Annotated in this window: 9 protein-coding genes; 3 read left to right on the top strand and 6 right to left on the bottom strand. The window is 67.3% G+C overall.

Annotation, left to right across the window (positions count from 1 at the left end):
• Positions 1-4 precede the first annotated feature (4 nt).
• Together rfbA and rfbB are read right to left on the bottom strand one after the other, a co-directional pair.
• A complete protein-coding gene (gene rfbA / locus ABDV78_RS14285) occupies positions 5-934 on the bottom strand; it encodes a glucose-1-phosphate thymidylyltransferase RfbA (protein WP_343528072.1) in 930 nt (309 codons plus the stop codon).
• 9 nt (positions 935-943) lie between these two features.
• Positions 944-2,029, bottom strand: a complete 1,086-nt coding sequence (rfbB, locus tag ABDV78_RS14290) for a dTDP-glucose 4,6-dehydratase (protein WP_343528074.1) — start codon at positions 2,027-2,029, stop codon at positions 944-946.
• A gap of 365 nt (positions 2,030-2,394) precedes the next feature.
• Between rfbB and ABDV78_RS14295 the strand changes: the two genes are divergently transcribed.
• The gene (locus tag ABDV78_RS14295; protein ID WP_343528075.1) at positions 2,395-3,561 is read left to right on the top strand and encodes a nucleotide sugar dehydrogenase; all 1,167 of its coding nucleotides are present in this window, start codon (positions 2,395-2,397) and stop codon (positions 3,559-3,561) included.
• 171 nt (positions 3,562-3,732) lie between these two features.
• Here ABDV78_RS14295 and ABDV78_RS14300 read toward each other — a convergent pair whose 3' ends face one another.
• The 4 genes from ABDV78_RS14300 to ABDV78_RS14315 form a co-directional block, all read right to left on the bottom strand.
• A complete protein-coding gene (locus ABDV78_RS14300; protein WP_343528076.1) occupies positions 3,733-4,020 on the bottom strand; it encodes a hypothetical protein in 288 nt (95 codons plus the stop codon).
• A 115-nt stretch (positions 4,021-4,135) separates the two neighbouring features.
• Entirely contained in the window at positions 4,136-6,739 is a 2,604-nt protein-coding gene (locus ABDV78_RS14305) for a TonB-dependent receptor (RefSeq protein ID WP_343528077.1), read from the bottom strand.
• 177 nt (positions 6,740-6,916) lie between these two features.
• Positions 6,917-8,083, bottom strand: a complete 1,167-nt coding sequence (locus ABDV78_RS14310) for a glycosyltransferase (RefSeq protein WP_343528078.1) — start codon at positions 8,081-8,083, stop codon at positions 6,917-6,919.
• 157 nt (positions 8,084-8,240) lie between these two features.
• Positions 8,241-9,401: a purine nucleoside permease gene (locus tag ABDV78_RS14315; protein ID WP_343528079.1), complete on the bottom strand. Its 1,161-nt coding sequence runs from the start codon at positions 9,399-9,401 to the stop codon at positions 8,241-8,243.
• Between the two features lie 250 nt (positions 9,402-9,651).
• Here ABDV78_RS14315 and ABDV78_RS14320 point away from each other — a divergent pair, with 250 nt between their 5' ends.
• Complete coding sequence (locus tag ABDV78_RS14320; protein ID WP_343528080.1) at positions 9,652-11,208, top strand: hypothetical protein; 1,557 nt, start codon at positions 9,652-9,654, stop codon at positions 11,206-11,208.
• Positions 11,209-11,565: 357 nt separating this feature from the next.
• A complete protein-coding gene (locus ABDV78_RS14325) occupies positions 11,566-14,316 on the top strand; it encodes a TonB-dependent receptor (protein ID WP_343528081.1) in 2,751 nt (916 codons plus the stop codon).
• The last annotated feature ends 21 nt before the right edge of the window (positions 14,317-14,337 follow it).

Raw genomic sequence — 14,337 nt, forward strand, 5'->3', positions numbered from 1 at the left:
GCGCTCAGCCCTGGCGCCTGTCGCCCTGGCGCCGCTCGCCGAACGGCAGCGGCGCCGGAACCTCCGCGATCGCCGCCAGGATGGCGCGGCCATAGGCGGTCCTGGCCAGCGCATGGCCTTTCGCCTCGGCCATATCGCGCGGGATGAAGCCCTGGAGATAGGCGATTTCCTCGAGACAGGCGATCTGGATGCCCTGGCGGTGCTGGATCGTGCGAACGAACTCGGCCGCCTCGAGCAGGCTGTCATGGGTGCCGGTGTCGAGCCAGGCGAACCCACGCCCCATCGCTTCGACCCGCAGCGTCCCCGCCTCCATATAGCGGCGGGCGAGGTCGGTGATCTCCAGTTCGCCGCGCGCCGAAGGGGCCAGGGTGGCGGCGTGATCGCATACCTTTGCATCGAAGAGATAGAGGCCGGTCATGGCGAAGCGCGACCTTGGCTGCTCGGGCTTCTCCTCGATCGATATGGCGCGCCCCGATTCGTCGAAGGCGATGACGCCGTAACGCTCCGGGTCCTCGACCCGGTAGGAGAAGACGGTCGCCCCGCCCCTGGCGCGCACATCGGCGACCACGCGGCGCAGCATCGACCCCAGGCCGTTGCCGAAGAAGATATTGTCCCCCAGCACCAGCATGACGGGCTCCCCGGCCAGCCAGTCGCGGCCGATCGTGAACGCCTGGGGCAGCCCCTCGGGCCGCGGCTGCTCGGCATAGGCGATGGCGAGGCCCAGCGCGCTGCCATCGCCGAACAGTCCGCGGTAATGCGGCAGCGAGTCGGGGCTGGAGATGATCAGGATCTCGCGGATACCGGCGAGCATCAGCGCCGACAGCGGATAATAGACCATCGGCTTGTCATAGACGGGCAAGAGCTGCTTGTTGACGACCAACGTCGCCGGATGCAGCCGCGTGCCGGTGCCGCCCGCCAGGATGATGCCCTTCATGGCGTCATCCTAACGCGAAGCATTGAAGAACCCGTTAGGCGACTGCGCCAGCCCGCGCCGCTGGTCGGCCGCCCGCTCCGCAAGGATCGGCCGCCACCAATCCGCGTTGGCCAGATACCAGCGCACCGTCTTTTCGAGACCTGTCTCGAAACTCTCCTGCGGTGCCCAGCCCAGTTCCTCGCGGATGCGCGTGGCGTCGATCGCATAGCGCAGGTCATGCCCCGGGCGATCCGCGACGAAGTCGATCTGCCCGGCATAGGATCGACCGTCGGGGCGCGGGTGCAGCCGGTCGAGCAGCGCGCACAGCGCCCGCACCACATCGATATTCCGCCGCTCGGCATTCCCGCCGATATTATAGCGCCGTCCGGGCGCGCCCCGCTCGAACACGGCCTGGAGCGCACGGACATGATCCTCGACATACAACCAGTCGCGCACATTCTCGCCGCGCCCATAGACGGGCAACCTCTCTCCGCCGAGCGCCTTGACGATCATCAGCGGGATCATCTTCTCGGGAAAGTGATAGGGGCCGTAATTGTTCGAGCAGTTGGTGAGGATCACCGGCAGGCCATAGCTATGGCCCCAGGCGCTGACGAGATGATCCGACGCCGCCTTGCTGGCCGAATAGGGGGAGCGGGGATCATAGGGGGTCGACTCGGTGAAGGCGCCGGTGTCGCCCAGAGAGCCGAACACCTCGTCGGTCGAGATATGGTGGAAGCGGAACCGCGCCCGTTCCACCGGGGGCAGGCCCTGCCAATAGGCATGGGCGGCGTTCAGCATGGTGAAGGTGCCGACGACATTGGTGTCGATGAAGGCGGCGGGCGCGTCGATCGAGCGGTCGACATGGCTCTCGGCCGCGAGATGGGTGATGACATCGGGGCGAAAGCCGCGGATTGCACGGCCGACCGCGGCCGCGTCGCACACGTCCGCCTGGACGAAGCGATAGCGCGGATCGTCGGCGACCGGCGCCAGCGCCGTCAGCGTCGCGGCATAGGTGAGGGCATCGAGGGTGAGCACCTCATGCCCGCTGTGCCGGATCAGATGGCGGACCAGCGCCGATCCGATGAAACCGGCCCCACCAGTTACGAGGATGCGCATGGGGCGAAGCGTCCGGTCCGGGTGTGGCGATCGGAAATGATGAAGGGCACTCCTTTCACTGGGCCTTCCACTGGGCCTTCCACTGGGCCGGCGACATTGGCCGGACATCCCGGCCGACCAGGCATCGGTGACCGGAGGTTATGCACCATCGGCCTTTTCGTCACGTTACCATCGCCGACGGATGATCGCTTTGTCCGGGAACACCCGAAATGGGACAGCGGCCAGGATTCGATCCCTCGCGTCCTTGCCACAACATTTGCCCTTGCCGGACCACTCATGCATGGCACCAAGGGAACGTCGCAATGGGAGCTGGCGGGCATATCGATGGTACCGCTCGTTCAGCCGCCTGTCTGGGGAAGCAGCGAATGAAGATTGCCGTTTTCGGCCTGGGTTATGTCGGCATGTCCAATGCGGTGCTGTTGGCGCAGCATAACGACGTCGTCGCGGTCGACATCTCGCCCGAGCGGGTGGCGATGGTCGAGGCGCGGACCTCGCCGATCATCGATGCCGAGTTGCAGGATTTCCTGACCAGCCGCGAACTGAACCTGTCGGCCACCACCGACGCGGCCGCGGCGCTGTCGGGCGCCGATTATGTCATCGTCGCCACGCCGACCAATTACGATGTCGACACCAACAGCTTCAACACCGCCTCGGTGGAAGCGGTCATCGCGCTGGCCAAGACCCATGCGCCCGGCGCGACCGTGGTCGTCAAGTCGACCATCCCGGTCGGCTTCGTCGACGATGTCCGCGCGCGGCTGGACACGCAGCAGGTGATCTTCAGCCCCGAATTCCTGCGCGAGGGGCGTGCGCTCTACGACAATCTCCACCCGTCGCGGATCATCGTCGGCGAGGATTCGGCGCGGGCGCGGACCTTTGCCGAGCTGCTGGTCCAGGGCGCGGAAAAGACCGATATCGACGTCCTGTTCACCGGCACGCGCGAGGCCGAGGCGATCAAGCTGTTCGCCAACACCTATCTGGCGATGCGCGTCGCCTTCTTCAACGAGCTGGACAGCTATGCGATCGCCGGCGACATGGACACGCGCCAGATCATCCAGGGCGTCGGCCTGGATCCGCGGATCGGCACGCATTACAACAATCCCAGCTTCGGCTATGGCGGCTATTGCCTGCCCAAGGACACCAAGCAGCTCCTGGCCAACTATACCAGCGTGCCGCAGAACCTGATCCGCGCGATCGTCGACGCCAACCGCACCCGCAAGGATTTCCTGGCCGACCAGATCATCGCCAGGCGCCCCAGGCGGGTCGGCATCTTCCGCCTGACGATGAAGGCGGGGTCGGACAATTTCCGGCAATCCTCGATCCAGGGCATCATGAAGCGGATCAAGGCCAAGGGGATCGAGGTCGTCGTCTACGAACCGTCGCTGCACGAAGAGGCGTTCTTCGGGTCGAAGGTGTACCGCGACCTGGCCGCGTTCAAGCAGGACAGCGACGTCATCATCGCCAACCGCAACGACCCCGAACTGGCCGACAGCGCGGACAAGCTGTTCACCCGCGACATCTTCGGCTCGGACTGATCGATCTGCGCCCTCCGCTGCGGGAGGCCTTCCAATCGATACACCCCTCTCCTTCAGGGGAGGGGCAGGGGGTGGGGCGGTTCCACGCGCGCATCGCCCGGTAGAGAGGCCCCACCCCAACCCCTCCCCTGAAGGGGAGGGGCTCGCCTTTCCTTGCAAGATCACGCCCGGTCAGCGGCAGATGCGCACCCGCTCCCAGCCGCGATACTCGGTCCAGCAGCGGTGATGCGGCCGGTAATAGGGCCGGTATCCATAGCCCGCATCGCGCCAGCCATAGCCGCCGCCATAATAGCCACCCCAGCGCGGCGGGGGAGGCGGTGCGGGGGGCGGTGGCGGGGGCGGAGGCCCACCCCAGCCCGGAGGGGGCGGAGGCGGGGGCGGTCCCCATTCCTGCGCACTGGCATTCGCACTCAAGCCCAGCGTCGCGATCGCGAGGCCGGCGACAACGATACGGGTCATCTTCATGACGGCTTCCTCCATGCCCCCGATCGGGCATGGAACGGGTCTACGACACGCTCCGCTTCCCGACGCTGAACGCGATTGTTCTGTGGCGTTCAGCTTTGCGGCCAGGCGCTCAGAACAGCTTGCGCACCCCGACCCGGATCGCGCGGCCGACCGGGTCGATCAGCGCGGGCTGGAAGCGATTGGGGGTCCGGCCGTCGCGATCGGTGACGTTGATCCGGTCGTTGAGCAGATTGTCGACCGTGAAGTGGATCCGCATCTTGTCGGTCCATGGCCTGTCGATCAGCTTGTGCGCATCGATCGAACTGAAGAACGCCAGCGAGGTCAGTCCCGAAAAACGCAGGTCGGACGCGGCGATGTCGCTGCGGATACGGGTCGGGCCCTGGATGAGGCCGAACACCCCGATATTGACCAGGTCATAGGAAAAGAAGCCGTTCACATCGACGGCCCAGCGCGGCCGCCCGCCCGTGCCGGTGAGCGTCGCGCCGTCGAGCAGATCGAGCACCGGCCCCCCGGTCCTGAGCGTCAGCCGGTCCTCCAGGCGATAGCTGGTCGTCGCCGACAGCGACGCATAGGGGCGCGGCCTGGGTGGGCGCGGCGGAGGGCTGGTGCGGGCGGCATCCGGCGCGGGGGGTGCGGCGGTGGGGGCGGCGGGGGGCGGGGGAGTCCGGCCCAGCGGCCCGCTGACGGTGAGGGTCAGGCGCAGCTTGCGCTCGCGCTCGAACGCCAGGTTGACCGGGCGCAGATCGACGCTGACGAGCTGGCCCAGCGCGTCGCGGGCGAACAGGTCGGGAAAGACCCGCTGGAACGCCGGGGTCGCCCCGCCCAGCGAGGCCGCCTGATTGTCGATCCGCGTGTCGAGATAATCGAGGCCGAGGCGGATCTCCTTGCCCCTGATCGGCTGCACCGCGAGGCCCAGCGTCGTGATCCGCCGCTTCTCGGGCGCCAGTTCGGGATTGCCGCCCGCGATGGTGGTGACGAGCGTGCTGCGCCCGGTCACATAGTCGAAAAAGGGCGTGTTGGGTGTGGTCAGCATCGGCGCGACCAACTGGGTGACGGCAGGCGCGGCCTGCGCGACATTGACCGAGGCGTTGAGCTGGAGCGGGCGGAACGGCGTCCAGTTCAGCCCCAGATTGGAGGTGTTCAGCCGTCCGAAGTCCGACACGTCGGATATGCCCGCCATGGCGCTCAACTGGACTTCGCCCAGGAAGGACAGCGGTCCCTCGCGCGACGAGGCGATGGGCACGGTCGCATTGACGGTGGCGCCGCGCATGGTGCGCCCGATGCCCTCGACCGGCCCCTGAGCGGACAGCCCACCCTGGGCGGATGCGGTGGCAATGCGCGTCGCGGCGCTGTCGATCCGGCTATAGTCGGTGGCGATGGTCAGCAGCGCTTCCCCGGCGGGCAGGCGGACGACCGGGCCATTGGCGGTCGCCTTGATCCCTATCGTGTCGGACGCCGTGCGGCTGCGATGGATGTCGCGCCGCGCGGCGGTGGTGGGGTCGATCGCCGCCATCGGATCGCCGCCCGCCTCGATCGCCGACTGGAGCGCGTCCAGCGGCACCCCGGTCTCGGACATGTTGCGCGCGACCAGATGGTCGTAATTGCCCGTCACCGCCCAGCTCCAGCGGCGGACATCGCCCGACAGCGTCCCCCCGGCATGGAGCGCCATGCTGGTCGTCCGCTGGTGCAGCACGCTGTCCGGCAGATAGCGATAGAGGAGCGTGTCGGGCCCGAAGGGAAATGCCCCTAGCCCGCCCGGCACGCGCAGCGTCGCGGGGGCGAGGCCGTTCAACCCCTTGTTCTGGTTGGCCATCATCGACAGGGTCAGCGAACCGGACAGGCTCTTGCCGATGGGAGAGGCCAGGCCGCCTTCGGCCTCGATGGTGTCGGTCAGGGGCTGGAGCGTGCGATACCGGCCCAGATCGGTGACCATCGCCGGGCGATCGGCATAGGCGGCCAGCGAGCGCCGCGCGGCCGGGTCGGTCGGCACCCCGGCCACCGTCACCGCACGCCCCGCCAGCAGGTCGAGCCGGGGGTCCAGGCTGGCCCCGTTCACCCCCGTCACATTGCCCGTCGTCGCGAACAGCCCATCGGGATCGGGGGCGATGTCGCGCTGGCTCTGGAGGATCGGAGCGACGTGCAGGTGCGAGGCGCGGAAGGTCAGGCGGCGCGGCCCGTCGATCCGCGCCGAGGTGACTTCGGCATAGTTGGTCGTGCCGCCCCCGTCGGTCGCGAGGCTGGGCAGGTCGAAGACCGTGACCGCGCGGAATTTCTTCTTGGTGATGAAGTTCATCACCCGGACGGTCGGCGGATAGCCGAATCGCGCCGCCTCCTGTTCGGGCAGCACCTCGACCCGCTCCATCGCCTCATAGGGCAGCGACTGGAATTCGGCGAAGCCCGACACGCGCCGGCCGTTGAGCAGCATCACCGGATCGCCCCCGCCGGCCGAACTGGTCAGCGCCTTCATCTTCTTCATCAGGTCGCTGAGGCTGGTCGCGCCCAGCGCCTCCAGCGCTTGGGCGTCGAGCACCGCGACCGGCTCGACCGCGCCGATGATCGAACCGGGGATGCGTTTGCCGGTGACGGTGATTTCGGGGGGCGGTGGCTCGGTTGGCGATGCTTTGTCCTGGGCCTGGGCCGCCAGGGGCATGATCAGCGCCAGGACGGTCGCCGTCGATCCCGTGCCGCCCGCCCGCCGCCAACCGCCTCGCATCGTCCAGCCACTCCCATCGCCGACGTGATGTCGACAAATACTGTGGCGATCATGTCACAATTATGGCGAATCCTCCGGCAAGGCTTGACTTGCCGGAATCCTGCTTCGGCTGTGTTGAAAATCTCGTGGCGATCGAAGGGCTTGGACCCGATCGCAATGGGGGAGACGGCCTGTGTCTCAGGATCGCGGCGCGACCGGCTCGGCGATCAGGGCGGTGGGGGACGGGGCGGTGCGACGGCGCAGCACGCCGTGCATCACCCGGATATAATGGTCCGCACCATGCTCGATGGTGAAGCGCCGCGCCTGGTGCAGGGTCCGGCGCGCATCCTGGGTTCCCGGCCGGGCGGTGGCGATCGCGGCCGCGAATGCCGCCTCGTCGCCGACCGGGACCAGCGTGCCCAGCGCCCCCTGCTGCAACAGCGCGGCCATCGACCGGCTGCAATCGGTGGCGATGATGCCGATATTGGCGGCCAGCCCCTCCAGGATGACGGCGGGCACGCCTTCATAATGCGACGACAGCAACAGCATGTCGTAATCGGCCAGCAACCCGGCGGGGTTGGCGACATAGCCGCGGAAGTCGACCCGGTCGGCAATCCCCAGCGTCGCCGCCAGCGCCTCCAGCGCGGGTCGCTCCGGCCCGTCGCCGAACAGGGTCAGCGTGTCGGCCGGGCCGCTGCCGCCCGCAAAGCCGCGCAGCATCAGCGCGAGGTTCTTCTGCGGCGCGAGCCGCGCGATGGTGACGAAGCGGCGCCCTTCCGCCCTTGGCGACGCGGCCACGGGTTCGCGCAACGCCAGGATCTGCGCCTCGGACAGCGCGGGATCGGGGATGATCGCCACGCGCGCGGGCGACACGCCCACGCCCTGCACGATCTCGGCGCGCATCGGCTTTTCCATGCCGACGAAATGGTCGATCGCCAGCCCCTGGATCCGCAGCCACAGCCGATAGAAGAGCCGATAGACCCAGGAGGCGTCCTCGCGGTCCAGATTGTTGCTGATCTTGGCGACGATCGGCGGGCAGTCGCGACCCAGCATCAGCTTCAGCATCACCGCGACAAAGGCATAGGTGTTGCCGGCGCAGAACATGATGTCCGGCCGGATCGTGCGGACCGCGCGGGGCAGGGTGGCGACCATCCAGATCGTCTCCCAATGCGCGATGCCGGGCCAGCGGCGACGCGGCGTCACGAAGTCCAGGCCCTGGCCGACATCCTCGGCCATCGCGCCGTCGGTCCGCCCCAGGAACAAGGGCGCGTCGATCCCCGTCGCGCGCCAGCGACGGACGAGGCGCAGCGCGATCCGCTCCACCCCGCCGGGCTCGAAACCATGAAGGAAGGTCAGGACGCGCAAGAGGCCCTGCGCCCTGATCGAAGCCGATATAGCCCGGAAATCCCACCCATGGTTCAGGTCGTTAGCATGACCCGCCGCAGAAATGATACCCTATCGTGACGTATTCGTCGCGACCGCGAAGCCGGGCTTTTCCCAAGGCCCAGTCCTCGCCCCCCTCTTACCGAGCGCCCTGCGGTGCGCCGCTTCCGGCGTCGCTCGGGGCCGTATCGCCGCCCGGCACCCGGTCGGCATAGATGTCCCAATGGTCGAGCAGCTCGTGCACGACGGGCACGCCGACGCGGTAATTGGCTTCATAGGCGACCATCTGGCCGGGCCCTTCATCGCCGACACTGGCGGTCGCGGCGATGCCGGGCGGGGGCATGGACGGGTTGCTGCCCGTCCGCAGGACCATGACCCGCGCCGGGTCGACGAGCCTGAGCTTCGCACCGAGTTCGATCGCCCCGGCCAATGTCTGGCTTTCCATGTTGGTCATGGCGAACACGCCCTTGTCATGCGTCCACAACCGGACCCAGTCGCGCGCCCAGCGGGTCCGCCCGGCCCCATGCCAGTAACGGCGCGACCCCAGCGTTTCGCCCATCAGGACGAACGGCGGACGTTGGGCATTGGGATAGCCTTTCCACGCGGCGCGCGCCTTGCGCAGTGCGGGCGAATCGGGAATCGGGATCGAACGCGTCCGTTCGAACGCCCAGCGCGCCAGGCCCTGGTTCAGTTCGATCGCCATGCCCAGCCCGGATGTGTCGTCGCTGCCGCCAAAGCCTTTGCCGTTGGTCGGCAGCCTGTCGGGCCTGTCCGCGCCGATGGCGAAAAGGCCATAGGGCCAGGATCTGGGCACGTCGCGGTCGTCGAATTCGCGCAACGTGTCGCCCTGCACCACCCAGCGCGCCCAGGCCGCGCTGCCGACCGACGCGACGGCGGGATCGACGCCGGAAATCCCCGTGAACAGCCAATATGTCCTGGTGAAGTCGAACCGGGGGTCCATCAACAGGCCGATCAACTGCTGGCCATTGTCGCTGAACAACGTGCCGGTGCCGCCCCAGACCATGCCATACAGGCCCTGTGCATTGCGGCGCAGCGGGTGGGTCGTACCGGGCAGCGGGATGACCTGGTCGAGATGCTCGCGCTCGGCCCAGAGCTGGAACTCGCCGGGCACGTCGCCCTTGTCCTGGCCGGGTTCGAAATTGGCGACGACGATGACCTTGACGGGTATGCGCGCACTGGTGGGCAGGGGTGGCACCGCCGGTTCCTGCGCGATCCCCGGCGATGATGGCGCAAGGGCCAGCGCAAGGGCGATGACGGATGAACGGACGATGGATCGCATGGCTGTTTCCCCCAACAGTCTGGAAATCGAAGCGCCTGCCCCCCGCCAGACCTCCCCGCGCCCGGAACGAAGCCACGTGACGCCCGGCAAATGGCTGATGATGGTCAGCCCCTAACGGCTTGTCATGCACGCGCAAACGCAATGATTTCGACGCATCGTTGCAAAAAACAGAATGGCTGGCCGCGTGACCGATTCCCTGCCCTTCCTTAGTCCTTGCCTTCGCGCGCAAAGCGACCCACCCGCATCCGGCATGAGAGACGAACGGGGCCAGGACCGGCGGATCGGCCGGGAACGACAGCGGCAGGAGTCGAGGCTGGGGCAGGGCGGCGTCCTGCTGCTGCTGGCGCTGGTCGCGCTGCTGGTGCGGGCGCGGACCTTCGGCAATCCGGTGATCGGGTTCGACGAGCAATTCTATCTGCTGGTCGGCGACCGGATGCTGGGCGGTGCCTGGCCCTATGTCGATATCTTCGATCGCAAGCCGATCGGGCTGTTCCTGCTCTATGCGGGCGCGCGGTGGCTGGGCGCGCTGTTCGGGGGGGACGGGTTCCTGGCGTATAAGCTGGTCGCGACCGGCTTCGTGATCGCCACCGCCTTCGGTATCCAGCGGGTCGCGCGGGCGTTCGCCGGGCCGGGCGCGGCGATCGTGGCGGCGATCCTCTATATCCTGTGGCTCGACCTGATGGAGGGGGAGGGGGGCCAGTCCCCGGTCTTCTACAACGCGCTGATCCTGGTCGCCGGAGCCGCGATCCTGCGCGCGGTCGAGCGGCGGGGGTGGCTGTTCCCGTGCGGCGCGGTGGCGATGGGGGCGGTCGGCTGCGCGCTCCAGGTCAAATATTCGGTGCTGCCCGAGGGGTTCGCGTTCGGCTGCATCCTGCTCTGGCTCGGCTGGCGCGCGCGGGTGCCGGTGGGGCGGCTGGCGGGGATGGCCTTGGTCTGGGTCGCGCTGGCGCTGCTGCCGACGCTGGTGGCGTTCGGGGTCTATGCCGCAGCCGGGCACGGGCAAGCCTGGGTGTTTGCCAATTTCATCTCGCTCGGCGGACAGGCGGCGCGGCCGCTCGCCGACGAGCTGGAGGGGTTGGCGACGTGCATCGGCATCCTGTCGCCGCTCGTGCTGGTGATCGGCTTCGGGCGGCCGTGGCGGCGTGTCCCGGCCGAGCGGCGGGAAGGCTTCCGCTTCCTGCTGGTTTGGCTGGCGGTCACGGGCGCGGCGGTGCTGCTCTACGGCCGGTTCGGCAGCCCGCATTATGCGTTGCCCGTCGTTCTGCCCGCCGTGCTGGTCGCCGCGCCCGCGCTGGCCCGCTGGCGGCGCGGCGGGATCGCGGCGTTCATGCTCGCGATCTTCGCAGCGGGGCAGATCGTGCTGCACTTGAGCGAGCGGACCAAGGGCGGCGCGGCCGAGGCGCTGGCCGTCGCCCAGGCGGCAACACCGGCGCGCGGCTGTCTCTATGTCTATGACGGCTATCCGGCGCTCTACATGATGACGCATAGCTGCCTGCCGTCGAAATGGGTCTTTCCCGGCCATCTCAACACCCGGGACGAGGCGAGCGCGGAGGCGATCGGCGTCGATCCGGTCGCCGAGATCCGCCGCATCCTGGCAACACGACCGGGGGCGATCGTCGACGATTATCCGCGCTTCGCTTTCGGCAACCGTGCGACGCGGGGCGTGCTGCGCGACGTGCTGGCGCGCGACTATCACCTCGCCGCCTGCATTCCGACCGGGCCTGCCCGCGTGCGGCTGGTCTATCGTCCCGGGCCGGGGCCGGTGCCGGCGGGGTGTCCGAGCCAGGCGATGCTCGACAGGCCCTGAGGCGCGGGATCAGAGGCGGCCGGTTGCCGCATCCAGGCGGGGCACCTCCGCGCGTTTGATTCGGCCCGTCGCCACCGTCGCGCGGCCGGGTGTGCGCATCCTTTTCGGACACCCCGCCCCGGAGCGGCAGCGAATGTCTTGGTTCTGCAATGAATTAGGATCCTGTATGCATCATACATGATATTGTATTTTTTTTGGTGGCCTATTTGGCATTAATTGGTATCTTCCCAAGTCAGGCGGAAGGTCGTCGATCGCCGGGAGGATCGACACCCGATCGCCGTTCGCCCGTCGCGAAGACGGCCGAAGCACGGCCTGCACCAATGGGGGGGCGGGCCGGACAAAGGGGGGGTTACCATCATGCGCCTGCGCAATTGCATTCTCGCGACCACCATCCTGGCGGGCCTGACCGGCACCGCGCAGGCCCAGTCCATCACCGAATCGACCAGCGCCACCACGCCGACCCAGGACGAAAGCGCCGTCGGCCAGGAAAACGACATCGTCGTGCGCGGCATCCGCAAGAGCCTTCAGGACGCGATCGACACCAAGCGCAAGACCAATGCGATCGTCGACGTCATCAGCGCCGAGGATGTCGGCAAGTTCCCCGATACCAATGTCGCGGAATCGCTGTCGCACCTGCCCGGCGTGACGGTCGACCACCAGTTCGGCGAGGGCGAGCAGGTCTCCATCGCGGGTGTCGAGCCGGCGCTGAACCGCGTGCTGATCGACGGCCACTCGATCGCCTCGGCCGACTGGGGCGGCAATCCCGGCGACCGGTCGAGCCGCACCTTCAACTATTCGCTGCTCTCGCCCGAGATCATCAGCCAGGCCGTCGTCTACAAGACGCCCGAGGCGCGGCTGCAGGAAGGCGCGATCGGCGGGACCGTCGACATCGTCACGCGCAAGCCGCTGGACCTGAAGCCGGGCACGCTGACCGCGACCGGCGGCTATGAGTATAACGACCGCTCGGCCAAGGGGAATTTCCGCGGATCGGCGCTGTATAGCTGGCACAATGACAGCGACACCTTCGCGGTCCTGGGCTCGGTCAACTATGACAAGGAAAACCTCGCCCGCGCCGGTGTCGCGGTCTATGGCTATCTGACCGGCCAGCAGTTCACGACCACCGACGGGTCGGGCCAGACGGTGCTGATCAACCCGAACGCCAAGATCACCGGGGGCACGGTCAACGACCTGAAGACCGCCCGTCTTCCCGCCTATCTGGCGCATGAATATTTCCAGCAGACGCGCCAGCGCCTGGGCTTCACCGGCACGATGCAGTTCCGGCCGACGGACAATTTCACCCTGACCGCCAATGCGATCGTGATCCGCGGCAATTACGACAATTTCAGCAATTCCGAATATAGCTACAACACGCGCGGGTCGCAGTTGACCGCCGCGACGATCAGCAACGGCCTGATCACCTCGGCCACCTTCGCCGCGCAGCCCAGCACCAGCAAGACCTGGATGGGCGAACTCGACACCAATTTCCGTCGCACCCGCATCACGAACGACAGCTACAGCGCGCTGTTCGACTGGGAGGTCGATGGGTGGAAGATCACCGGCAATGCCGGCTATACCCGCGCGACCGGCGGCAAGGACCCCGAATATCTGCTGAACTTCCGCACGCGCCAGGGCTTCACCGTCGGCGCGAACGGCCGCAACACCATGCTGAACTGGGACAGCCCGGCCAGCGACGGCACCCAGTGGATCAGCACCTCGCCCGCCGAATCCAGCCTGCGCAAGGATGCCGCAGTACTGGCCGCGACCAACGGCCAAGGCTTCTATGGCGCGCAGATCGGCGGCATCACCCGCGCCGAGAACACCGTCGACCAGGAGAAGTTCGGCCAGGTCGACTTCGCGCACGACCTCGACAGCGGCCTGCTGAAGACGGTGCGCTTCGGGGTGCGCGCCAACATCCATGACAACCGCCAGACCACCTATGGCGGCGCGACCTATACCAACAACTTCTTCACCCTGGCCGATCTGGGCTCCTATGTGCTGAGCGGCAGCGTCTATGACGGGCTGTCGACCACCGGCAACGCGGTGCCCTATGCCACGCTGACCAAGGAAGCCGCGATCAAGGCGCTGAACGCGCCCGGCACGCTGAACATCACCCGTCCGCTCGACACCGGCTCCTTCTTCCAGGTGCAGGAACGGATCGGCACGGCCTATGTCCAGGTCGATTACGAGACGGGCAAGTTCCGCGGCAATATCGGCGGTCGCTTCGTCCGCACCCGCGACATCTCGACCTATTATCTGTCCTCGGCGGGGCAGGCCAGGCTGGTGACGGCGCCGCGCAACGACGACCGCTTCCTGCCTGCGTTCAACATCGCCTATGACGCCGGGCCCAGCGTCGTGCTGCGCGGCGCGGCGGCCAAGGTCATCGCCCGGCCGCGCTACAGCGACCTTGCGGGCTCGCTGTCGCTCGACGACACGCAGAAGACCGGCGGGGGCGGCAATCCCGACCTGAAGCCCTATGCCGCGACCAATTTCGGCCTGTCGGCGGAATGGTATTTCGCCCCCGCCAGCTATCTGTCGGGCGAGGTCTTCTACCGCGACATCTCCAACTATATCGGCAATGTCGTCGACAACGGCCCCGACGGCCAGGGCGTGGAATACACCAATGCGGTGACCGGCCTGACCAACAAATATGCCATCAACCGCCCGGTCAATGGCGGCAAGGCATCGGTGACCGGCTTCTCGCTGACCGGACAGGCCAACATCATCTGGGGCTTCGGCATCCAGTCCAACTATACCTTCGCCAGCGGCGAGACCGCCGTCGCGGGCCAGGGCCTGCCCTATCTGTCGCGCAACACCTATAATATCGTCCCCTATTTCGAGAAGGGACCGTTCCAGGCGCGGCTCAGCTACAATTACCGCTCGAAATATTTCTATGGCTTCGGGCGTCTCCAGTCGTCGAACTTCACCGATTCCTATCGCCAGCTCGACTTCTCGGCGTCGTACAACATCAACGACCATTTCCGCGTGACGGCGAATGCGTCGAACCTGCTGGACGAGACCTATTACCAGTATAGCAGCACGCCGTCGGCCCCGACCGCGCTGTACAAGAACGGCCGCGTCTTCTCGCTGACGGGAACCGCGCGCTTCTGATCCATCCCCGGGAGGGCGGTC

Source organism: Sphingomonas sp. (assembly GCF_039594485.1).
Classification (GTDB): domain Bacteria; phylum Pseudomonadota; class Alphaproteobacteria; order Sphingomonadales; family Sphingomonadaceae; genus Sphingomonas.